At 58.3% G+C, this 19,969-nt stretch carries 21 protein-coding genes and 1 pseudogene; 9 read left to right on the top strand and 13 right to left on the bottom strand.

Features of this window, described 5'->3' with window-relative positions:
- The first annotated feature begins 159 nt into the window (after positions 1-159).
- Positions 160-1,125, top strand: coding sequence for a helix-turn-helix domain-containing protein (locus tag IBT46_RS04125; protein WP_200544235.1), 966 nt, complete (start codon positions 160-162; stop codon positions 1,123-1,125).
- 15 nt (positions 1,126-1,140) lie between these two features.
- On the opposite strand, the gene IBT46_RS04130 is transcribed toward IBT46_RS04125, so the two are convergent.
- The gene (locus IBT46_RS04130; protein ID WP_200544237.1) at positions 1,141-2,037 is read right to left on the bottom strand and encodes a LysR substrate-binding domain-containing protein; all 897 of its coding nucleotides are present in this window, start codon (positions 2,035-2,037) and stop codon (positions 1,141-1,143) included.
- A 127-nt stretch (positions 2,038-2,164) separates the two neighbouring features.
- Here IBT46_RS04130 and IBT46_RS04135 point away from each other — a divergent pair, with 127 nt between their 5' ends.
- Positions 2,165-3,607: an MFS transporter gene (locus IBT46_RS04135; protein WP_200544239.1), complete on the top strand. Its 1,443-nt coding sequence runs from the start codon at positions 2,165-2,167 to the stop codon at positions 3,605-3,607.
- 15 nt (positions 3,608-3,622) lie between these two features.
- On the opposite strand, the gene IBT46_RS04140 is transcribed toward IBT46_RS04135, so the two are convergent.
- The 8 genes from IBT46_RS04140 to IBT46_RS04175 form a co-directional block, all read right to left on the bottom strand.
- Positions 3,623-4,516 (bottom strand): alpha/beta hydrolase, encoded by an 894-nt coding sequence (locus IBT46_RS04140; protein ID WP_370569383.1) that lies wholly within the window; start codon positions 4,514-4,516, stop codon positions 3,623-3,625.
- Between the two features lie 176 nt (positions 4,517-4,692).
- Positions 4,693-5,922, bottom strand: coding sequence for an L-fucose:H+ symporter permease (fucP, locus tag IBT46_RS04145; protein ID WP_200544241.1), 1,230 nt, complete (start codon positions 5,920-5,922; stop codon positions 4,693-4,695).
- Between the two features lie 42 nt (positions 5,923-5,964).
- A complete protein-coding gene (locus IBT46_RS04150; RefSeq protein WP_200544244.1) occupies positions 5,965-6,315 on the bottom strand; it encodes an L-rhamnose mutarotase in 351 nt (116 codons plus the stop codon).
- Positions 6,312-7,088, bottom strand: a complete 777-nt coding sequence (locus IBT46_RS04155) for an SDR family oxidoreductase (protein ID WP_200544246.1) — start codon at positions 7,086-7,088, stop codon at positions 6,312-6,314. The genes IBT46_RS04150 and IBT46_RS04155 overlap by 4 nt, the downstream gene beginning before the upstream one ends.
- Positions 7,066-7,923: an amidohydrolase family protein gene (locus IBT46_RS04160; protein ID WP_200544248.1), complete on the bottom strand. Its 858-nt coding sequence runs from the start codon at positions 7,921-7,923 to the stop codon at positions 7,066-7,068. Before IBT46_RS04160 ends, IBT46_RS04155 begins: the two co-directional genes overlap by 23 nt.
- 2 nt (positions 7,924-7,925) lie before the next feature.
- Entirely contained in the window at positions 7,926-9,212 is a 1,287-nt protein-coding gene (locus IBT46_RS04165) for an L-fuconate dehydratase (protein WP_200544251.1), read from the bottom strand.
- Positions 9,209-10,057 carry a fumarylacetoacetate hydrolase family protein gene (locus tag IBT46_RS04170; RefSeq protein WP_200544253.1) on the bottom strand — a complete coding sequence of 283 codons (849 nt, stop codon included), beginning with the start codon at positions 10,055-10,057 and terminating at the stop codon, positions 9,209-9,211. The genes IBT46_RS04165 and IBT46_RS04170 overlap by 4 nt, the downstream gene beginning before the upstream one ends.
- A 14-nt stretch (positions 10,058-10,071) precedes the next feature.
- Positions 10,072-10,812, bottom strand: coding sequence for an SDR family oxidoreductase (locus IBT46_RS04175; protein ID WP_200544254.1), 741 nt, complete (start codon positions 10,810-10,812; stop codon positions 10,072-10,074).
- Between the two features lie 194 nt (positions 10,813-11,006).
- Here IBT46_RS04175 and IBT46_RS04180 point away from each other — a divergent pair, with 194 nt between their 5' ends.
- The 6 genes from IBT46_RS04180 to IBT46_RS04205 all read left to right on the top strand — a co-directional run bounded on the left by IBT46_RS04180 (position 11,007) and on the right by IBT46_RS04205 (position 16,470).
- Complete coding sequence (locus IBT46_RS04180; protein WP_200544256.1) at positions 11,007-11,759, top strand: FadR/GntR family transcriptional regulator; 753 nt, start codon at positions 11,007-11,009, stop codon at positions 11,757-11,759.
- Between the two features lie 140 nt (positions 11,760-11,899).
- The gene (locus IBT46_RS04185; protein ID WP_200544258.1) at positions 11,900-13,222 is read left to right on the top strand and encodes a sodium:proton antiporter; all 1,323 of its coding nucleotides are present in this window, start codon (positions 11,900-11,902) and stop codon (positions 13,220-13,222) included.
- 157 nt (positions 13,223-13,379) lie between these two features.
- Positions 13,380-13,970, top strand: a complete 591-nt coding sequence (locus IBT46_RS04190; protein WP_200544260.1) for a flavodoxin — start codon at positions 13,380-13,382, stop codon at positions 13,968-13,970.
- Between the two features lie 143 nt (positions 13,971-14,113).
- Positions 14,114-14,965 (top strand): aldo/keto reductase, encoded by an 852-nt coding sequence (locus IBT46_RS04195; protein WP_200544263.1) that lies wholly within the window; start codon positions 14,114-14,116, stop codon positions 14,963-14,965.
- A gap of 26 nt (positions 14,966-14,991) precedes the next feature.
- A complete protein-coding gene (locus IBT46_RS04200) occupies positions 14,992-15,981 on the top strand; it encodes an aldo/keto reductase (RefSeq protein WP_200544265.1) in 990 nt (329 codons plus the stop codon).
- Between the two features lie 177 nt (positions 15,982-16,158).
- Positions 16,159-16,470 carry an antibiotic biosynthesis monooxygenase gene (locus tag IBT46_RS04205; RefSeq protein WP_200544375.1) on the top strand — a complete coding sequence of 104 codons (312 nt, stop codon included), beginning with the start codon at positions 16,159-16,161 and terminating at the stop codon, positions 16,468-16,470.
- 55 nt (positions 16,471-16,525) lie between these two features.
- Here IBT46_RS04205 and IBT46_RS04210 read toward each other — a convergent pair.
- Both IBT46_RS04210 and IBT46_RS04215 read right to left on the bottom strand, forming a co-directional pair.
- A pseudogene (locus IBT46_RS04210) lies at positions 16,526-16,630 on the bottom strand (transcriptional regulator); the annotation flags it as partial.
- A gap of 93 nt (positions 16,631-16,723) precedes the next feature.
- Positions 16,724-17,101, bottom strand: coding sequence for a helix-turn-helix domain-containing protein (locus IBT46_RS04215; protein WP_200544266.1), 378 nt, complete (start codon positions 17,099-17,101; stop codon positions 16,724-16,726).
- A gap of 244 nt (positions 17,102-17,345) precedes the next feature.
- Here IBT46_RS04215 and IBT46_RS04220 point away from each other — a divergent pair, with 244 nt between their 5' ends.
- Positions 17,346-17,894 (top strand): flavodoxin family protein, encoded by a 549-nt coding sequence (locus IBT46_RS04220; protein ID WP_234479929.1) that lies wholly within the window; start codon positions 17,346-17,348, stop codon positions 17,892-17,894.
- A gap of 156 nt (positions 17,895-18,050) precedes the next feature.
- Here IBT46_RS04220 and IBT46_RS04225 read toward each other — a convergent pair whose 3' ends face one another.
- Both IBT46_RS04225 and IBT46_RS04230 read right to left on the bottom strand, forming a co-directional pair.
- Positions 18,051-18,926 (bottom strand): GyrI-like domain-containing protein, encoded by an 876-nt coding sequence (locus tag IBT46_RS04225; protein ID WP_200544268.1) that lies wholly within the window; start codon positions 18,924-18,926, stop codon positions 18,051-18,053.
- A gap of 43 nt (positions 18,927-18,969) precedes the next feature.
- On the bottom strand, positions 18,970-19,896 hold the full coding sequence (locus IBT46_RS04230; protein ID WP_200544270.1) for a LysR substrate-binding domain-containing protein: 927 nt from the start codon (positions 19,894-19,896) through the stop codon (positions 18,970-18,972).
- Positions 19,897-19,969 lie beyond the last annotated feature (73 nt).

Below are 19,969 nucleotides of genomic sequence, written 5' to 3' on the forward strand. Positions count from 1 at the left end.
CCCCGATATTTATTAATATAAATGATAAAATCGATGGGATTTTTCGGATTAACAGCACAAAAAATGATATTCATATCTTCAACCCACTTTCAATAATAGCCAGCCCCCTCTTCCTGGTGTATAAAAATACCTTCGATTCGAACAGGATGCCCGAGGAAGATGTCCAGACCGACAAAACTCTATGTTCCCCATATTCTGGATGCAGCGGATATTCCACCCGATGAACGCTATCAGAGAATATCGCAGAATATCAGCTGCTATGGCATCGACGTCGTTGACGATCGCCGCCCGGAAGAAATTATCGCGCAGCATAAAACCATTTCCGGTGCAAAAGGCGATTTTTGCAGCGCTTATGGCTCGCGAAATATTACCGTTTTCGATCCGCATAAAACCGCACAGTCATCGCTGTACTTCTCGCTTTTACTGGAAGGATCGCAAATCATCAGCGGCAGGAAGAAATCCATCGCTACGGAGGTGACCTCCGGCTCGCTAATGGTGCACGAGCGCAATGATTACTACACCTATCGCAGCGATGACGTGCGGCAGCTGTATCTGATCCCGGATATTGAAGCCGTAAAGGAGATTTTTGACGGAAAACTACCCGGCCCGATGCTCTCTATGGAAAACCATCACCTGATGGCGTTTATGAAATCGCATATGATGCTGCTGCACAGCCATTCCGCCTCGCTGAATGCGAAATCAACCTCGTTAATCCTTGATGGCCTGCACGATATGGCCTTATTGATGCTGGCGGATGTCGCTAAGGAAACCGGACTGATTTCTACCGGGAGTCTTTGCCACGTTTATAATGCCGCCCGATCGTATATCGCGCAGAATTATTCCAATCCGGCCTTATCCCCCGACCATATATCGCTGGAATTGCGCTATTCCCGTTCCAGCCTGGATCGCGCGTTCAAAGAGCAAAGAACGACGGTGATGGCGATAATTAAGGAAATACGTCTGATTAAAGCGCGTGAAATATTGGAAACCGATATCCATCTCAGAATTGAACAGGTTGCCTGGCGCTGCGGATTCAGCAGCGCATTTATTTTTAGTAAAAACTTTCGCGATAAATATAAAGTCCCCCCCACGGTATGGCGTGATAACTTTAATAAGTCGGCTTAATATGACCTCCCCTCATCACTGCGCAGCCCGCATAAACGCCTGCCGCAACCAGCGTTTAAATGCCGCAATATCTTCACGATCTGCCTTACCGGGGCTGGTCACAAAGTAGTATTTCCCGCCAGGCAGACTGCCCGGTAGTGCAATATGCAGCAGCTTCTGCGCCAAAGCGTGCTGCACCAGCAGTTCACTGGCCAGCAACACGCCCTGTCCGGCGATCGCGGCCTGAATCGCATGCATCTCATCATCAAAATGAAGACCGGACTTCACTAACAACTCGTCGGGGCCAAAAGCGTCCTTCCAATGCTGCCAGCTGGGTTCGTGGGTGGGTATCAGTCGATTTTCAATATGAAACAGCGTCTGCCCGATCAGGTCTTTCGGCTGTTTAATACCCAGCGTCGGGCTGGCTATCAGCACAAAACGATCCTCATACAGCAGCGTGTTATCCAGCGTATCGTCCGGACGCATACTATAGCGAATCGCACAGTCGGCTTTATCACCGCGTACATCCATCAGCTCGGTTCCGCTATGCAGACGAAGTTCCAGCTCCGGCAGCTCGGCGTTCAGCTGCGGCAGGCGGGGCACCAGCCAGTTGGTTAAAAAGTTCGAGGTGGTGCTCAGCGTCATCGCAGCCGATCGGTCTGCCCCGCTAAGGGTGTCAACGGCTTCGCGCAGAGTAGCAAAGATGTTGCCGGAGGCGCGAAACAGGATCTCTCCGGCGGGAGTCACGGCGACCGATCGCGCCGAGCGAATAAACAGCCGTTGGCCGAGCGACTCCTCCAGTACGCGGATTTGATGGCTGATAGCGGTTGGCGTAACGCCAATTTCCTCTGCCGCCAGTTTAAAGCTGGCGTGGCGGGCAACGGCATCAAAAGCGCGGATGGCGGTAAGCGGTGGCAGTCGGCGTGACTTCATAGTTGAAAATAGCTCATTTATGGCTGAATAATATGACTTTGATTGTGCCATAACACAGGAATTAATCTGTTATCTGTCGCAGAAAAAGATGAATTAAATTCATCAAAAGACTCAACAGGAACAGCTTATGACCGATATACACCCCGACTCTATCCGCGCCCGAACGGATTTCCCTTACCGCGCGCTGCTGGCACCCGGCATCGCCCAGGCGCTGATCGCCCTGGATTACGCCATTGTTTACGTTGCCCTGCCCACGCTGGCGCAGCGGCTTCATCTTTCAGCCAGCGAGATGCAGTGGGTGGTATCACTGTACGGCCTGACGTTTGCCGCCCTGCTGCTGAGCGGTGGCGCACTCTGCGATCGGCTGGGGGCCAGGCGGATGTTTATCGCCGGCATGGGGCTGTTTTTATTCGCCTCGCTGCTGGGTGGTCTGGCACAGAGCGGTGTTCTGTTACTGGCCGCACGCGGTGGTCAGGGGATCGCCGCCGCACTGCTGCAACCAACGGTGCTGGCGCTGATGGCTCAGCGTTTTAGCGGTGAGTCTCATCGCCGCGCGCTGGCGATCTGGAGCGCTATCGGCGCATCCGGGCTGGTTGCCGGTGTTATCCTCGGTGGTGCGCTGACCGCATTGAGCTGGCGGGCGATTTTCTTTATCAACCTGCCGCCGGGACTGCTGGCGCTGTGGCTGGTCAAACGACATTTTCTGGCTGCTGGCAAGCAGACAAGCCTGTCGGACTTAAAGATGGGGCCGGGCGTCACCTCAAGCGGTCATTCAGCAGGAAAAATACACAGGCCGATCTTCCGCTTGCTCCATAGCAGCGCTGCGGTTATCGGCTGCGCGGCGGCCGGTACGCTGGTGTGGGCACTCATGCGTTATGCGGAAAGCGGGGAGGCGGATTTCCTCGCCAATCGCCTGGCGGCGGCGGCGATCCTGCTGTTTATTCTGCACGAACGCTATGCGGCACAGCCGCTGCTGCCGCGATCGCTGCGGATTCTGCCCGGTCTGCAAACGGGATGGCTCAGCAGCGCCTGCTATATGGCCAGCGTCGGCAGCCAGTTTTTCGCCATGACCCTGCTGTGGCAGCAGAGCCAGCATCTTGATGCCGTCACCACCGGGCTGCTGTTTACCCCGCTGGCGCTGCTGATCGTGCTCGGCAACGCGTTGTACAGCAGGCTGAGCGTCCGCTTTGCCGGTTCCTGTCTGTTAATAGTGGGCTTTGCCGCCGCCGGGCTGGGGCTGTGGCTGCTGGCCGTTAATCTGACCGATCCACTTTCGCCTTCGTTTATTAGCGGGATTGTGCTCAGCGGGCTGGGGCACGGGCTGATTTATCCGGCGATGTTTGCCGTCGGGCTGGCGGCCGTCTCCGAACCGCAACAGGGCCGCGCCAGCGCGCTGATCGTCACCAGCCAGTATATTGCCGGGGCGATAACGCTGGCGGTCATCGCAGTGCTGCTCGGCACGCAGCCGGAGATTGCCGCCTGGCAGGAAGTATTCCGCGGGCTGAGCGGCGCGGCACTGGTCGGGATGCTGATTGCGCTCTGCGCCGATCGCTCCGCCGGCAGCAGTTAACCCGGCGTTGTGCCTTCAACGGCGCGATTTGCACCCAGTGACAAAATCATGAATGAAGCGATAAGCAACAAACACGCAGCCCAGATGCGATGCCCGATCAATCGTCTGAAACGCCAGCCAGGCATTTCCGGATCGGGCGACTAATTCACCCAGCGCGCGGCAGCAGATAATCTCATCTTCCTCGGCGGCCAGTATCAGTGTGGCAATCGGTAATGCAGCCAGCTGCTTGCCCGGATGGCGCGGCGTCAGGGCATTCGCCATATTAACGCTGTAGTGGCGGACCAGACCCGCAGGTGGTTCAGGCACCGCCGCAGGGAACAGCAGGCTGACGCCCTGCGACTGCCCCATCAGCCTGCCACCGCTAAGCGCATTGACCACAAACGGCCACTGCCGCACGCGGGCAAACGGTGCTGACGTCTTCTTCGCCGTGGCGGAAAACGGCCCCAGCTCCGGTGCCAGCAAAATCAGGCTGTCCGCCCGTTCGGTGAAGGGAAAACGCGTGAGGAAGTTCAGCAGCATGCCGGCTCCGCTGGAGTGCCCCAGCAAATGACGACGTGCGTTGGGAAAAAGACGGCGCATTTCGGCCAGCAGCAGATCAACATCCTGCCAGATGCGGTCAGGTCGAGCGACCGTGCCGCGCTCACCCGTAGAAAAACCGTGCCCGCGAATATCGACCACGCAGGCCGCGACAGGCCTTTCGGCGCAGAGCTGGCGGGCAATAACGTCGTAGCCGGCATCGCCGCTTACGCCGCCGCCATGATAAATCACCACCACATCCTCAGGCTCTTCGCGCTGCCTGAAAAGCCGGAAGTGCAGCCCTTCCACCTGGCCAGTGCTTAACACCGCTGTATCGGGCAGAGCTGTACGTAACGAATCGGTTTGTGCAATATAGTCTTTAAAATCAATCACGCGGCAGCTTCCTGGCGATCTGTCCATTTTCGCCGTCAGCATGGCAGATGCCGAAGCCAGCGTAAACCGCCGGGTGACTGCCCGCTTCAAAATCCTTCTGAAACAGACAGCCCCGCGGAGCCTGCCGCGCCCGTGGCTGGCAGATAACTCCGCATCTTCTTCATGATCCCGCGTGCTTAAGCCGCGTTCCGGCGCTGGCTTAAGGCATAGAACAGCACCACCACGAAGCACAGCAGCGGCAGACCGTATGAGACAGCGGTGCTGAGCTTGTCGGAAATCAGCCCCATAAAGTAAGGCATGATCGCCCCGCCGACGATGGCCATAATCATAAACGAGCTGGCCTGTTTGGTGGCGTTACCGAGGTTTTTCACCCCCATGGCGAAAATGGTCGGGAACATGGTGGACATAAAGAAGAAGATCGCCACCAGCGCCACCACCGAGACATCGCCCAGACCAAGCATCACCACGCCGCAGAGCACGATATTGATTGCCGCATAGCTGGCGAGGATCAGCGCCGGTGCCACGCGGCCCATCAGCCAGGTGGAGAAGAAGCGGCCCAGCATAAAGCAGATCATCGCCACCGAGAGCATGTAGGATGCACTCTGGTTGGTCACGCCGTGCCAGTGCTCAGTGGCATAGTTGATAAAGAAAGCCCCGACGCCAACCTGCGCCGCCACGTAGAAGAACTGCGCGACCACGCCGCCAACAAAGTGCTTCTGCTGCCACAGTGAAGTATTACCGTGCTGCGCCGCCGCTTCTTCCGACTCGCGGATATCCGGCAGCGCGGTGCGCTTGAACAGGAAGGCGATGCCGATCACCACGCAGGCAATCGCCACATAGGTCATTTTCACCGTATCCTGCGCTTCATCCGCCGTGGTCTGCGAGAAGAACAGCGTGCCGCCGATCATCGGCCCGACAAACTGGCCCAGGCCGTTAAACGACTGCGCCAGGTTAAGGCGGCGTTCCGCGCCATTCGGGTCACCCAGCACGGTGGCGTAAGGGTTCGCCGCCGTCTCCAGGCAGCCCAGCCCACAGGCCAGTACGAACAGCGCAAACAGGAACATCATAAAGTTATTCACCATCGCCGCAGGCACAAACAGCAGCGCGCCGACGGCGTACAGCATCAAACCGGCCAGAATACCGGCTTTGTAGCCCCGGCGGCTCATAAAGTAGCCCGCCGGCATTGCCACCAGGAAGTAAGCACCAAAGTAGGCCCCCTGTAACAGGCCGGACTGCGCTTTGGTCACGTGCAGCGTTTCCTGGAAATGCTTGTTCAGGACGTCAAGCAGGCCGTATGACACGCCCCACATAAAAAACAGCGTGGTGATCAGCATAAACGCCCAGCGTACACTGACGCTCCCGCCGCTCCCGATGCTTGATGACATCCGGATTCGTTCTGTAGACATAGTTATATCCTCATAGCGTACTTGTAGGGTGGTAAGAGTTTTTTATTGGTCCTGCAAAGAGAATATTCGCGCCATCGCCACCCATTTTTCGCCGCTGGCGGTCCACGGGGTGGGCTTCTGGTATTGCCACATCTGTTCTTCCCAGCGCTGAATGATCGGGTTGTTCAGCGCTGCCTGATTAAAACGTTCTCCGTCAAAGCGTTCGTCCACCTCCAGAATCATAAAAAGCCGGGTGCCGAGGCGATAAATCTCCATATCGACCACGCCGTGCTGCCGGATATGCGCCGCCACCTCCGGCCAGATGCGCTGATGCAGTCGCTGGTATTCGGCGATTTTTTCTTCGCTGTCTACCAGGTCCAGCGCCTGACAGAACCGCTGCGTCCGGCCGCTCACAGCAGCGCCCGGTCAAGATGCAGATAGCCGCCGTCCACGCTCAGCCACTCGCCGGTGGTGTGCGAGGCGCGCGGCGACAGCAGGAATACCACGGTGTTGGCAATTTCTTCCGGGGTAGTCATGCGCTTGCCGAGCGGAATGCGTTCATTGATTTTCTCCAGCTGGGTCGTGGGATCGTCAAAGCTGGCGATCCACTGTTCATACAGCGGGGTCATCACCTCGGCCGGAACCACCGCATTCACCCGCACGCCGCTTTCACGCAGGGACACCGCCCATTCTCGAGTCAGCGACAGGATCGCTCCCTTCGCCGCACAGTAGCCGCTGGTGCCGCCCTGCCCGCTCAGCGCGGTTTTTGAGGCGATATTCACCACCGCACCCCGGCTGTTTTCCAGCGCCCGCTGGCAGAAATGGGTCATCTGGTAGTAATGAAGCAGGTTTTTCTCCAGCGAGGAAACAAACGCTGCCCGCCCGGCCTCCAGCCCGACGCCGTCGTTTACCCCGGCGTTATTCACCAGCGCATCCACCCGGCCAAAGCGCTTCATCACCTGTTCAACCGCCGTGCGGCAGTTCTCTTCATCACAAAGATCGGCGATCACCGTTTCCACCGCGGGCTGCAAGCGCCGCACATCCGCCAGCCAGATCTCGTCCGGCATGCGGTTGGTGACAATCACCGGGATCGCCCCTTCCTCCGCCAGCAGTTTTGATATCGCCGCCCCGATCCCGGAGCCACCGCCGGTGACAATCACCACTTTATCTTTTAAAAACAGATCCACTTTCGCCTCCTGTCAGGCCATACACGCTGGCCGCGGTTGTTCCCCAAATCTGCGCCTGCTCATCCGCCGTGAGGGCGTCTGTTGCGTCCTCCAGCAGCTGGCTGACCTCGTCGTAGTTCGCCGCCAGCAGGCACACAGGCCAGTCGGAGCCGAACATCAGGCGCTGCGGGCCAAACCGCGCCAGCGCTTCCTCAACAAACGGGCGCAGCTGTGCCGCACTCCACCGCCCCTCGGGGGCTTCCGTCACCAGCCCGGACAGCTTGCAGACCACGTGCGGCATCGCTGCCAGCTCGGCGACCTGCTCGCCCCAGGCCGTTGCGCCACGCGCGATATCGGGTTTCCCCAGATGATCCAGCACCAGCCAGCCCGCATCGTGCCGCGCGGCAAATGCGGTTAACTCCGGCAGATGCCGCCAGGTCACCAGCATGTCCCAGGCGTAGCCCTGCCGCTGTAGCTCACTCATCCCGGCAGCGACCGCAGGCTGATGCAGCCAGCGGGCCGGGTCCGGTTCATCCTGCACCAGGTGCCGGAAGCCGCGCAGGCGCGGGTGGCGCAGCGTTTCCAGCTGACGGGCCAGATCGGCGGCGGTGATATCCACCCAGCCAACCACCGCATCCGCCTTGCCGCGCGACTCCGCCCACTGCAACAGCTGCGCCGTCTCGTCCAGGCTTTGCCGCGCCTGAACGGTAATCGCGCCGTCAAAATCCCGCCCCACCAGCAGCGGCGTCAGATCAACCGGCAAAAAGTCCTGTCGCAGCTGCACCATCTGCTCGTCAATCCACGGAAAATCCGCCGCCAGATAGCGCCAGTAGTGCTGATGGGCATCAATACGCACCGTTATGCTCCCTCGCCCTGAAAGCGGTACTGCGCCAGCGAGGCGGGATACATTTCGATGGAGAAACCGGGTGCCGTCGGCGGCATATAGGCCGCACCGCGAATGTCGCACGGATGCAGGAAGTGCTCGTGAAGATGGTCGACAAACTCGATCACCCGCCCTTCGTGCGTCCCGGCGATGCAGACGAAATCAATCATCGACAGGTGCTGAACGTATTCACACAGCCCAACGCCGCCTGCGTGCGGGCAAACAGGCAGGCCGTATTTTGCCGCCATCAGCATCACCGCCAGCACCTCATTGACGCCCCCGAGGCGGCAGGCATCGATCTGCACCACATCGATGGCTTCACGCATAATGAACTGCTTAAAAAGAATGCGGTTTTGGCACATTTCGCCGGTGGCGACCTTAATCGGATGTACCCCTTCGCGGATTCGGCGATGGCCCTCCACGTCGTCGGGGCTGGTTGGCTCTTCGATAAACCATGGCTCGGCAAACGCCAGCTCCTTCACCCAGTCCACCGCGTCGTTGACCTCCCACACCTGATTGGCATCGATCATCAGCTGGCGGTGCGGGCCGAGCACGTCGCGGGCAATCGCCACGCGGCGCTTGTCGTCGGCCAGGTCGCGGCCCACCTTGAGTTTGATATGCGAAAAGCCCGCATCCACCGCTTCCTGGCACAGACGACGCAGCTTGTCGTCGTCGTAGCCCAGCCAGCCCGCCGAGGTGGTGTAGCAGGGATAACCGTTTACCTGCAGATCGGCGATGCGCTGCGCTTTCCCGGCCTCACGAGTGGCCAGCAGATCCAGCGCCTCGGCTGGAGTGATGCAGTCGGTCAGATAGCGGAAATCGATGCAGCGCACCAGCTCCTGCGGTGACATATCGGCCACCAGCCGCCACAGCGGTTTGCCTGCCGACTTGGCCCACAGATCCCACACGGCATTGACCACCGCGCCGGTCGCCAGATGCATCGCGCCCTTATCCGGGCCGATCCAGCGCAGCTGACTGTCGCCGGTGATCTCCCGCCAGAACTGCCCCATGTCGGCGGTGATATCCGCCAGTCGCCGCCCCACCAGCAGATGCTGCATGGCGCGGATCGCCGCACAGCAAATCTCGTTGCCGCGCCCGATGGTGAAAGTCAGTCCGTGGCCGCTCAGCGCCGGGTTATCGGTTTCGATAATCACATAGGCGGCGGAGTAGTCCGGGTCCGGGTTCATCGCGTCCGAGCCGTCGAGATGCTGCGAAGTCGGGAAACGGATATCTTCAACGCGCAGGGCGGTTAATGTAGTCACAGTGATTCTCCAACGGTGGTTTGACGCTGTTCACCCAGCCCTTCGATACCCAGACGCATGGTCTGGCCCGCACGTAAATAAACCGGCGGGGTCTGACCCAGCCCGACGCCCGGCGGCGTGCCGGTGGAAATCACGTCACCCGGCTGCAGGCTCATAAAGCGGCTGAGATAGCTGATAATCTGCGCCACGGTGAAGATCATCGTGCGCGTGTTGCCGTTCTGATAGCGATGGCCGTCCACTTCCAGCCAGAGATTAAGCTGCTGCGGATCGGCAATTTCATCGGCGGTGACCAGCCACGGGCCGATCGGGCCGAAGGTGTCGCATCCTTTGCCTTTGTCCCAGGTGCCGCCGCGTTCAAGCTGGTATTCCCGTTCGGAGATATCGTTAATCACGCAGTAGCCCGCAACGTGATCCAGGGCATCGTCCTCGCTGATGTAGCTGCCGCCCTTGCCGATCACCACGCCCAGCTCGACTTCCCAGTCGGTTTTTACCGAGCCGCGTGGAATGCGCACTGCATCGTTCGGCCCGACCACCGAGCTGGTCCACTTGCTGAACACCACCGGCTCGGCGGGAATCGCTGCCCCGGTTTCCGCCGCGTGATCGGCGTAGTTCAGGCCGATGCAGATGAACTTACCGATGCGGCCCACGCAGGCCCCAATTCGCGGGGTGCCGTCAATTTTCGGCAGGGTATGAACGGGCAGATGACGCAGCTTTTCCAGCGACTGCGGCAGCAGAACCTCCCCGGCAATATCGTCGACATAGCCGGAGATATCGCGCAGCGCGCCGGTTTCATCAACGATAGCCGGACGCTCCTGGCCAGGTTCACCAATACGAACTAATTTCATGCCGTGCTCCTTAATTAATTGCTCCAGCCGCCATCGATAATCTGTGCGGTGCCGGTGGTGTAAGCGCTGGCGTCAGAGGCCAGATAGGCGGCCAGCGCGGCGATCTCTTCGGCAGTGCCGATGCGGCCAATGGGCTGACGGGCCACGAAGGCGCGATAGACTTCCTCTTCGCTTTTCCCTTCGGCCTGGGCCTGCGTGGCAATACGCTGGCGCAGCGAAGGCGAATCGACGGTGCCGGGGCAGATGGCGTTACAGCGGATGCCGTCGCCGATAAAATCCGCCGCTACCGAGCGCGTCAGGCCGATCACCGCCGCCTTGGTGGTGCTGTAGGCGAACCGGTTAGCCACGCCCTTCACGCTGGAAGCCACCGACGACATGTTGATAATCGACCCTTTTTTCTGCGCCAGCATGGCCGGCAAAAATGCCTGAATCATGTGGAACATGGCGGTCACGTTGAGATCCAGGGCGAACTGCCACTCCTTCTCGCTGCACGCCAGCAGGCTGCCGCTGTGCACCACGCCCGCGCAGTTGAACAGCACGTCCAGCGTGCCAATTTCTTCTGCCGCCCGGGCAATTGCCTGTCGGTCGGTCACGTCCAGCTGATAGGGCGTAATGCCCGGCAGATCGTGCAGCGCTGAAAGCTGAATATCGCTGGCGATCACCTCGGCTCCGAGTTCGGCGAAGTGGCGAGCGGTAGCCAGCCCAATCCCCTGCCCGGCGGCGGTGATCAGCACGCGTTTCCCCTGTAAGTTCATTGCAACTCCTTTGGTATAATGATCTAATGGTCAGGCCATTAAAGGTGAACTTTTCCCTCACATTGAGGAGCGTAAAAGTACCGAGATGGCCGCAGAAGAATTACTTTTTATTGACATTTATGTAACATTGGCAAGTGTGATGTTGCTTTTTTGTGCACGCAGTCACTTAAATTTAATTTTCAGGTAAGCGCGATATGCCGATAAAAAAGATGGAAAACCCAAGACTTTACAGGCAGATAGCCGATCAATTAATCAAGCTGATCGACAATAACGAATTTCCGCCCGGCAGCCGCCTCCCCGCCGAGCGAGAACTGGCCGAACAGCTACAGGTCAGTCGGGCATCGGTGCGCGAGGCGCTGATTGCACTTGAGGTGATCGGCCTGGTCGATGTGAAGGTTGGCAACGGCGTGATCGTCAAGGCACGGCGCAGCAATGCGGAGCCGGTGATGGCCGAAGCCGGACGCGATCAGTGGCACGAACCGGACGACGAGCTGGGGATTAATCTGGACTTCTCCACCGAGCTGCCGCCCTTCTCGCTGTTACAGGCCCGCCTGCTGATTGAGCCGGAAGCCGCCGCGCTGGCCGCGCTGCACGCCAGCGATGCCGAGCTGGAGGCGATCCGCGCAGCCTATAAACAAAACTGTGAAGATAACCGGGCGAATTCACACACCCATCCCGGCGATAGGTTATTCCATATCCGCATCGCCCAGGCCAGCGGCAATCCCGCTTATGGATTTATCATTGGCCACCTGCTTGGGCACCGCTACGGCAGCATGTTCCGCATGTTGCAGGCGCACTTCACGCCGAGCGATATGCCCAACGTTTCAGAGCATGAGCATCTTGCCATTCTGAACGCACTGGAAAAACGCAATGCGAAAGCCGCCAGGCAGGCGATGAAACTGCATATCGAGCGGGTGATTTCCACCTTTGGTGGGGTGCAGGAATAGGTCGCTGCACCAGAGATTTTTCAACTCAGCAACGTAACGTCGGCCCGTCTTTGAGGGCTGCGGCGGCCCTCTGCGCCTGGAAAACTGCTATCTGAACAACTATACCTAAGAATGAAATTTTTATTCTGAAGTGGAGAGGTATGGGATATCTGGCGTGGACGGCAGCTGCGGGCGGCCTGTTACTTTTAATGTCGCTGTCATATGGCTGGATCAGCCGCGCGCCGATCCCGGTATTCGGGCTTTATCTGCTGGTGGGCATCGGCTGCGGCCCCTGGGGGCTGGATACCGTCAATCTCGATATCGTGGAACACGCCTCGCTTACCAGTCGGATAACTGAGATAGCCATGGCGGCATCGCTGTTTATTACCGGCCTGAAAATCCGCCTGCCGCTCACCTCGCCCTACTGGAGAACGGGCATCATGCTGGCCCTGCCCGGCATGTTACTGACCATCGCCGGTATTATGATTGCCGCCCACTATCTGACGGGGCTATCCTGGCCGCTGTCACTGGCGCTGGCTGCTATTCTGGCGCCGACCGATCCGGTGTTGGCAAGCCTGGTTTCGATTAACGATGCGCGCGACGGTGACCGTTTACGCATCGCACTTTCCAGCGAAGCGGGCCTGAATGACGGCACGGCGCTACCCTTTCTGATGCTGGCATTGATCTGGTATCACGCCGGCGAAACGCCCGGCACGGAGGAGTGGTTAACCTGGCTGAGTGTGGATCTGGTCTGGGCGCTGGCGGGTGGACTGCTGATTGGTTTTGCACTGGGCCGAATTATTGGCCTGATCGCCACCCGTTCCCGCCATGCGCAGGGGGATATGGCACCCAGTGATTTCGTTGCACTGGCGCTGATCTGCCTGAGCTTTTCCCTGGCGATGTCTCTCAGTGCATCGGGCTTTCTGGCTGCTTTTGCCGCAGGTATCGGGCTACGCAGCGCTGAAATCAGCGTGCAGAAAAGGCACGCTGACAGAGAGGAAGATATTCACGATTTTCCGGCAGAGATGCAGATTAACCCGCACACGCGCCACGGCATTGAGGAGCGCACGCCGATTAAATCAGTCGGCCTGGTGATCGGCGATGCGCTCTCCTTTGGCGATACCGTAGAGCGGCTGCTGGCCGCCGGGCTGATCATTGTGCTGGGCGTAACGCTCTCCGGCCACTGGAATGCGCCCGCCCTGCTGCTGGCGCTGCTGATCTTTATGGTGATCCGTCCGCTGGCCGTATTTATTGTCACCTGGCGTTCCGGCACCACGCTGCTGCATCGCGCCAGTCTTGGCTGGCTGGGCATTCGCGGCATCGGCAGCCTGAACTATATCGCTTACGCCTGGGTCCACGGTATGCAGGGCGCGGATGCCACCCGGGTCATCGACATCGCCCTGACCATTGTCACCGCCAGCGTGCTGGTACACGGCATTTCGGTCACGCCGCTAATGGCGATGCTTCAGCGGAAAGAGGGCTAATCATCTATGAATCCGTTTCATAACCCCTGCCTGCCTGACGCCATTATCTTATCCCGACACTGAGCTACTCTGATGGCAACTCTCCGACACATACCGGCCGCCACCGCGTGTGCCGGGCCGATTTCATCCCGGATAAGCCAGCCAGAGGAAGCCCGACATGCATGATAAACCCGATCCCACTCGCCGCATGCTGCTCTCCGCCATGGCCGGACTGACGCTGGCAAATGTTCCGCTGTCAGCGGCGGCTCCCGGCCCCAATGCGGTTCGCAACAACAGCCGTAGCCTGGTAGCGTACTTTTCACGCAGCGGCAACACGCGGGTGATTGCCGGGGTAATTCACCGACAGCTGAAGACGGACCTGTTTGAAATCGAACCCGCCGCCCCTTACCCCGCAGACTATTTTCAGACGGTTGAACAGGCGAAAAATCAGCGCGAAAACGGCATCAGACCCGCATTAAAAAACAGCATCGCGGATATCGATCGCTACCAGACGGTTTATTTAGGCTTTCCCATCTGGGGCACCAGCATCCCGCCGGTGGTGCAAACCTTTCTCGCCAGCCACAGCCTGGCGGGTAAGCTGCTGATCCCCTTTATCACCCACGGCGGCTTCGGACTGGGCGACAGCGAGGACGTGCTTGCCGCGCTTGCGCCAGCGGCTCGCCGGGATAAGCCGCTGGTCATGGAGTGTGACCAGGAAAGGAGGACCACCGAAACGGTCAACGGCTGGCTGGAGGCGGTGCGAAGCTGAGCTGCCTGAGCAAGGCTGAGCTAAGCCGAGCCGAGCAATTATTTATGAATTTAAATCATAAACCTTAGCGAATTTACCCCGCTAATCACATCAATCACTCCGGGTTATGCTTTCCACTCTGACCACCGCTGAGGGAAATCGTGATGCACTCGGTAACACTTAACAACGGCATTGAAATGCCCCTGCTGGGCTTTGGCGTATTCCAGATGACGGACCCCGCCGAATGCGAGCGCGCCGTGATTGATGCGCTTGATGTCGGCTATCGCCTTATCGATACCGCCGCGTCCTACCAGAATGAAACCCAGGTCGGGAATGCGCTTAAACAAAGCGGCATCGCGCGCAGCGAGCTGTTCATCACCACCAAACTGTGGCTGCAGGATGCCAGCTATGACGGCGCGAAAGCCCAGTTTGAACGCTCGCTGAATAGGCTACAGTTGGACTATGTTGACCTCTATCTGATTCATCAGCCGTATGGCGACGTCCACTGTGCCTGGCGAGCGATGCAGGAACTGTATCAGGCCGGGAAAATCCGGGCGATCGGCGTCAGCAATTTTCATCCGGACCGTCTTGCCGATCTCATCGCTTTTAACACGGTCGTTCCCGCCGTTAATCAGATTGAAGTTAACCCTTTCAACCAGCAGCTGCACCCGGTGCCGTGGATGCTGAGCCGTGAGATCCAGCCTGAAGCCTGGGCACCCTTTGCCGAAGGCCGAAACGGCCTGTTCCAGCATCCACTGTTAACCGCCATCGGTGAGCAGTACGGTAAAAGCGTGGGCCAGGTTGTGCTGCGCTGGATTTTCCAGCGTGACATCGTCTCGCTGGCCAAGACCGTACAACGGGCGCGGATGGCAGAGAACATGAACATCCTCGACTTCACGCTCAGCCCGCAGGATATGCAGCAAATTACCGCGCTGGATACCGCCACCAGCGCGTTCTTCTCACACCGCGACCCGGCGAGAATTGAATGGCTGACCGGCCGTAAACTTGATGTTTAACATCCTGACAAATAAGGAGTTACGTGATGCAAAAACGTTATCTTGGTCATTCCGGACTGGAAGTCTCTGCTCTGGGCCTGGGCTGTATGGGCCTGAGCCACGGCTACGGCCCCGCAACGGATACCCGTCAGGCCATCGAACTGATCCGCGCCGCCGTAGAACGCGGTGTCACCTTCTTTGATACCGCGGAAGTGTACGGCCCGTATCTCAACGAGGAAGTCGTTGGCGAGGCGTTAAAACCGTTGCGCGACCGGGTGGTCATCGCCACCAAATTCGGCTTTACCTTCGGTGATGACAATAAACAGCAGATCTTAAACAGCCGCCCGGAACACATCCGCAAGGCGGTGGAAGGATCGTTGCGTCGGCTGAATACCGAGGTTATCGACCTGCTCTATCAGCACCGCGTCGATCCGGATGTGCCGATTGAAGACGTTGCCGGGGTGGTGAAGGATCTGATTGCCGAAGGCAAGGTGAAGCACTTCGGCCTGTCGGAAGCCGGTGCGCAGACCATTCGCCGCGCGCATGCCGTGCAGCCGGTCGCCGCGCTGCAAAGCGAGTACTCCCTGTGGTGGCGTGAACCCGAGCAGGAAATCCTGCCGCTGCTGGAAGAGCTGGGCATCGGGTTTGTTCCGTTCAGCCCGCTGGGCAAAGGCTTCCTGACCGGGGCAATTAAAGCAGGAACCACCTTTGGCGATGACGATTTCCGCAGTAAGGTTCCGCGCTTTGCCGCCGACGCGCTGGAAGCGAATGAACAGCTGCGGGTTCTGCTGGCCGGCATCGCGGCAGAAAAAGGCGTCACGCCTGCGCAGATCGCGCTGGCATGGCTGCTGGCGCAGAAGCCGTGGATTGTGCCCATCCCGGGGACGACGAAGCTGCACCGTCTGGATGAAAACCTGGCGGCGGTGGATGTCGTTCTCAATCAGCGCGATCTGAGCCAGATCGCACAGGCGCTGGAAACGGTGAAAATCACCGGCGAACGCTATCCTGCTGCACTGGCGGCCCGGGTCGGGCGCTAAAATTCAGCGACAGCAGCGTTGTCGTAGCGCAACGTTAACGATTCGCACGCCTTAAACCTATGAACTCTTCAGCCATTTTCTTCAAAGGGGTCTCCTGCAGGCCCCGTTTTCGCCCCTACACAATCCTGTTTTTTACGATAGTATGGTTAGATTATTTGACCAGGAAAGGTAATGCTGATGATAGTCAGGACATGGCACGGCTGTGTGCCGCTGAAACACGCTGAGGGTTTTGCTCAGCACCTTGAGGAAACCGGCGTGGAACACTCAAAAAGCGTGCCGGGGAACCGCGGAGCGCTGGTGCGCCGGGAAACTCAGGCAGACTGGGAACATTTTTTCCTGGCGACATACTGGCAGGATCTTGCTGCGGTGAAAGCCTTTGCCGGTGAAGACTACCACGTCGCCGTCACCTACCCGGACGATGAAGCCTTTGAACTGCTGTCCGATCCCTACGTTTTCCAGCATGAAGTGGACAGCGTGACGCCACTGTAATCAGGGAAGAGAATCCGATATGGGTTAGCAACGGACGCGGCTAGCCCAAACGGTTGTTGCGCATTGTTTCAGCAGGAATAGCATCCACACTGAATAATCCTGCTGCTGCACTGTGAATTGCTTCGAATGCCGGGCTTTTAAATTTACTTTTCGTCGTCATGGCAAATCTCCACCAGTTCTTTACTTACAACCAATGCCAAAATTTTCTTATCAACAAGCGTACCCTTGTGCCTCGCCAGTTTGCTCACTACCTTCAACCCACATTCGCCGCATCATAAGCCGCCTGCGCCGCCAGTACCGCATTCATATTCTTTTCCGCCCAGTGCATCAGTACCGAAACGGTTTTAGTCAGCGTCTGGCCCAGCGGGGTGATGCTGTATTCCACCGTAACCGGCACGGTAGCAAAAACCTGGCGGGCGATCAGGCCGTCGCGCTCCAGCTTGCGCAACGTCTGGGTTAATACCTTCTGTGAAATGCCCTGCACGTCGCGGCGCAGGTTGTTAAAACGTACCGGGCCACTTTCCAGCCGGCCCAGAATCAGCAGCGCCCATTTGTCCGCCAGCCTGGCCAGCACCTCACGAGTCGGGCACTGATTGCTGTACACATTCCAGTCTAAATGCTCTTTATTCATATGCTTATTCCTCTAATGCCGGTTTCCTTTTGGAAACGTAGTGGCGATAAGGTGCCTTCTTCCGCGCTGTAAACAACGCTGGTATAACTTGCACGTGGTTTCTATTGGATACTAAGGCGCAAGAAATAGCAAAGCCATACGCGAACGCGCTGAATTCAGAAAGTGTTGTGGATGAGGTTTCTGGCCGGGGCTTAAACGCTCACGGGCCGGACCGAATAACGATTGTTAATCAAGGGGATCTATCATGAGTATCGCAGTGGTTTATTTTTCCGGCTACGGACACACCAAACTGGTGGCAGAGAAAGTGGCCGAGGGCGCACAGGCTGAACTGATTGCCGTTGACCAGAATGGCGATATCCAGGAGAGCGACTGGCAGAAACTGAACGAGGCCAAAGCGATCATCTTTGGCGCACCAACCTATATGGGCAGCGTGCCGTGGCAGTTCAAAAAGTTCGCCGATGCTTCATCCAAAATCTGGTTCACCCGCGGCTGGCAGGATAAGATTTTCGCCGGCTTCAGCAACAGCGCCAGCCTGAACGGCGACAAGCAGGTCTCCCTGCAGTACCTGCAAACGCTGGCATCGCAGCACGGCGGGATCTGGGTCAGCCTCGGCTTCCCTCCGGCCAATACCCTGGCCTCAACGCGCGAAGACGTGAACAACCTCGGCGGCTCCGTGGGCCTGCTGGTGCAGTCGCCTTCAGACGCGGGCGCGGATAAGATTGCCTCCGGCGATCTGGAAACCGCAGTGAAATTCGGTGAGCGCGTGGCCTCTGTTGCCCGGCGTTTTAACTGATAAGCAGTGCCCCGCCGCGTTAAGCAGGCGGGGCATTCTTCACTTACCCGCCAGGCAGATTCGATGCTGCGGCAAGCATCAGCATCAGCATCAGCATCAGCATCAGCATCAGCATCAGCATCAGCATCGAATTAAATCCTGCGCACCTTACCCTTACTACAACGTCTTCAGCGGCAGATAAATATCCGTCACCAGCTCATGCTCCGGCACCTCATGCACAAAATTCATATAGTGCATGTACAGCGGAAAATCGCGCAGCTCTTCGCCGCTGGCGGGCAGCCAGTCGCGATACAGCTGCTGTGCCAGCTCGGTTAATGCATCGTGCGATCCACAGTGGCGCAGCACCGCGCAGCGACCGCCGGGGATCGTGCCGTTCACCACACCAAATGAATTATCTTCCGGAATCGGCTCAGTTACCGATCCGCAGATATGAAACTGAAATACCTCTGGATCGGTGGTGGCCGGATCGTCCGGCGCAATGCCGAACGTCTGGCTGGTGAGCACCGGCGACAATCCGGTAGTTTTACGCCAGGCAATAAAGCGCGCCGCCGTTTCGTTAATCCGCTCGTGCTGCCCGCGATGGGTCAGCATAGCGATCTGCGTTGCCGGAAATGTTTTAATTTCAACGGGCATTTTCTCTCTCCGTCTCAGATTTAGCTGTGGCATACGCTGGTGCCAGGTTACCCAGGCAGGCTGCAGGCGAAATTCACTCGGGGTCATGCCAAACATCTGCTTAAATGCCCGGCTGAACGACTCCGAATGCTGGAAGCCCGCATCCAGCGCGATATCAGTGATTTTTTCCGCAGAGTTGAATGCCAGCCGGTACGAAGCATGCTTCAGCCGCATCAGCTGAATATATCGCCACGGCGTCACCCCACAGCAGGCGGCGAACTGCCGGTGAAAGTGATACGGCGAAAAATGCGCCACCGCACTCAGCTTTGCAAGCAGCAGCACATCGTCAAGATGGCGCTCAATATAGGCAAACACACCGTCAAAGCGGCGGCGATACTCTTCAATTTTATCGTCTGGCATCACATTCTCCTTGAGCAACCACTATTCCACAGCCAGCGGGCGGTCAGCCTGACGGATCTTGCTGACATTGCGCCGGGAGCTGTTGCTGCTGAAGCTGCCACGCGGCCACTTCCTCATCCAGCCAGGCATTGAACAGCGCCACTTCCGCCGGTTTCTCAGCGTGCAGCGGCGTAACCCGCCAGTATGACCAGGGGTAATCGCCACGAAAACGGGTCAGCTGGACCAGTTCACCACGCAGCAGTGCATCCTGCACCAGCGTGCGCCTCTCCAGCGCAATGCCCTGCCCGCGCCTTACCGCCTCCAGTACCAGATTGGAGTCATTAATGCACAACCCCGCAGGCAGGATTTCAGCCCCCAGCCCGGCACTGCTGCACCATGTTTTCCATGACTCCGACGAGAAAATAATCTGACTTTCCGCCACGTCTTCCGGCGTGGCGGGCAGCCGTCCGCCGTTAAATGTCGGTGAAGCCACCACAATCAGTTCGTCGCCAAAAAGATACCGGCACTCCACGCCCTGCCAGTCGCCGTTGCCCATACGAATAACAATATCACTGGGATGCTCAGCGAGATCGTTAACGGCCAGGCTGACCGTCAGGCGCAGAGTGATATGCGGGTGCAGCTGGCGAAAACGCTGTAGCCTTGGCGTGAGCCAGTGGTTGCCAAATGACGGCACGGTGGCGATGGTCAGTTCGGATTTTCGCGGATTCACCTGCACCAAGCGGGTGGCATCACTGATGCGGCTCAGCGCATCGCGAATATGCAGTGCATACAGCCGCCCTGCCTCATTGATCTGTAATCCACGACCGTGACGGATAAACAGCCTCACGCCGATCAGCTCCTCGAGCTGTTTGATCTGCTGGCTGATGGCCGAATGCGTCACGCAAAGCTCTTTTGCTGCCCGGGTCACGCTGCCCAAACGGGCAACGGCTTCCAGGCTGCGCAAACTGGCAATGGGGGGAAAACCTGACATCGGCAACTCCTGAATGATGATCCGGCAATACGGGTTAACTTATCATGCACCCCAAATTTTCAACAGGTTATCG

The sequence above is a fragment of the Erwinia sp. S38 genome, assembly GCF_016624545.1.
GTDB lineage: Bacteria > Pseudomonadota > Gammaproteobacteria > Enterobacterales > Enterobacteriaceae > Erwinia > Erwinia coffeiphila.

Excerpts from the sequence above, each read along its gene's own strand:
- IBT46_RS04190 (WP_200544260.1), top strand. The coding sequence starts at position 13,380 with ATGCATGATAAACCCGATCCCACTCGCCGCATGCTGCTCTCCGCCATG.
- IBT46_RS04215 (WP_200544266.1), bottom strand. The coding sequence starts at position 17,101 with ATGAATAAAGAGCATTTAGACTGGAATGTGTACAGCAATCAGTGCCCG.
- IBT46_RS04175 (WP_200544254.1), bottom strand. The coding sequence starts at position 10,812 with ATGAACTTACAGGGGAAACGCGTGCTGATCACCGCCGCCGGGCAGGGG.
- IBT46_RS04225 (WP_200544268.1), bottom strand. The coding sequence starts at position 18,926 with ATGCCAGACGATAAAATTGAAGAGTATCGCCGCCGCTTTGACGGTGTG.
- fucP (WP_200544241.1), bottom strand. The coding sequence starts at position 5,922 with ATGTCTACAGAACGAATCCGGATGTCATCAAGCATCGGGAGCGGCGGG.
- IBT46_RS04200 (WP_200544265.1), top strand. The coding sequence starts at position 14,992 with ATGCAAAAACGTTATCTTGGTCATTCCGGACTGGAAGTCTCTGCTCTG.
- IBT46_RS04125 (WP_200544235.1), top strand. The coding sequence starts at position 160 with ATGTCCAGACCGACAAAACTCTATGTTCCCCATATTCTGGATGCAGCG.
- IBT46_RS04195 (WP_200544263.1), top strand. The coding sequence starts at position 14,114 with ATGCACTCGGTAACACTTAACAACGGCATTGAAATGCCCCTGCTGGGC.
- IBT46_RS04135 (WP_200544239.1), top strand. The coding sequence starts at position 2,165 with ATGACCGATATACACCCCGACTCTATCCGCGCCCGAACGGATTTCCCT.
- IBT46_RS04180 (WP_200544256.1), top strand. The coding sequence starts at position 11,007 with ATGCCGATAAAAAAGATGGAAAACCCAAGACTTTACAGGCAGATAGCC.
- IBT46_RS04170 (WP_200544253.1), bottom strand. The coding sequence starts at position 10,057 with ATGAAATTAGTTCGTATTGGTGAACCTGGCCAGGAGCGTCCGGCTATC.
- IBT46_RS04220 (WP_234479929.1), top strand. The coding sequence starts at position 17,346 with ATGAGTATCGCAGTGGTTTATTTTTCCGGCTACGGACACACCAAACTG.
- IBT46_RS04185 (WP_200544258.1), top strand. The coding sequence starts at position 11,900 with ATGGGATATCTGGCGTGGACGGCAGCTGCGGGCGGCCTGTTACTTTTA.
- IBT46_RS04205 (WP_200544375.1), top strand. The coding sequence starts at position 16,159 with ATGATAGTCAGGACATGGCACGGCTGTGTGCCGCTGAAACACGCTGAG.
- IBT46_RS04130 (WP_200544237.1), bottom strand. The coding sequence starts at position 2,037 with ATGAAGTCACGCCGACTGCCACCGCTTACCGCCATCCGCGCTTTTGAT.
- IBT46_RS04230 (WP_200544270.1), bottom strand. The coding sequence starts at position 19,896 with ATGTCAGGTTTTCCCCCCATTGCCAGTTTGCGCAGCCTGGAAGCCGTT.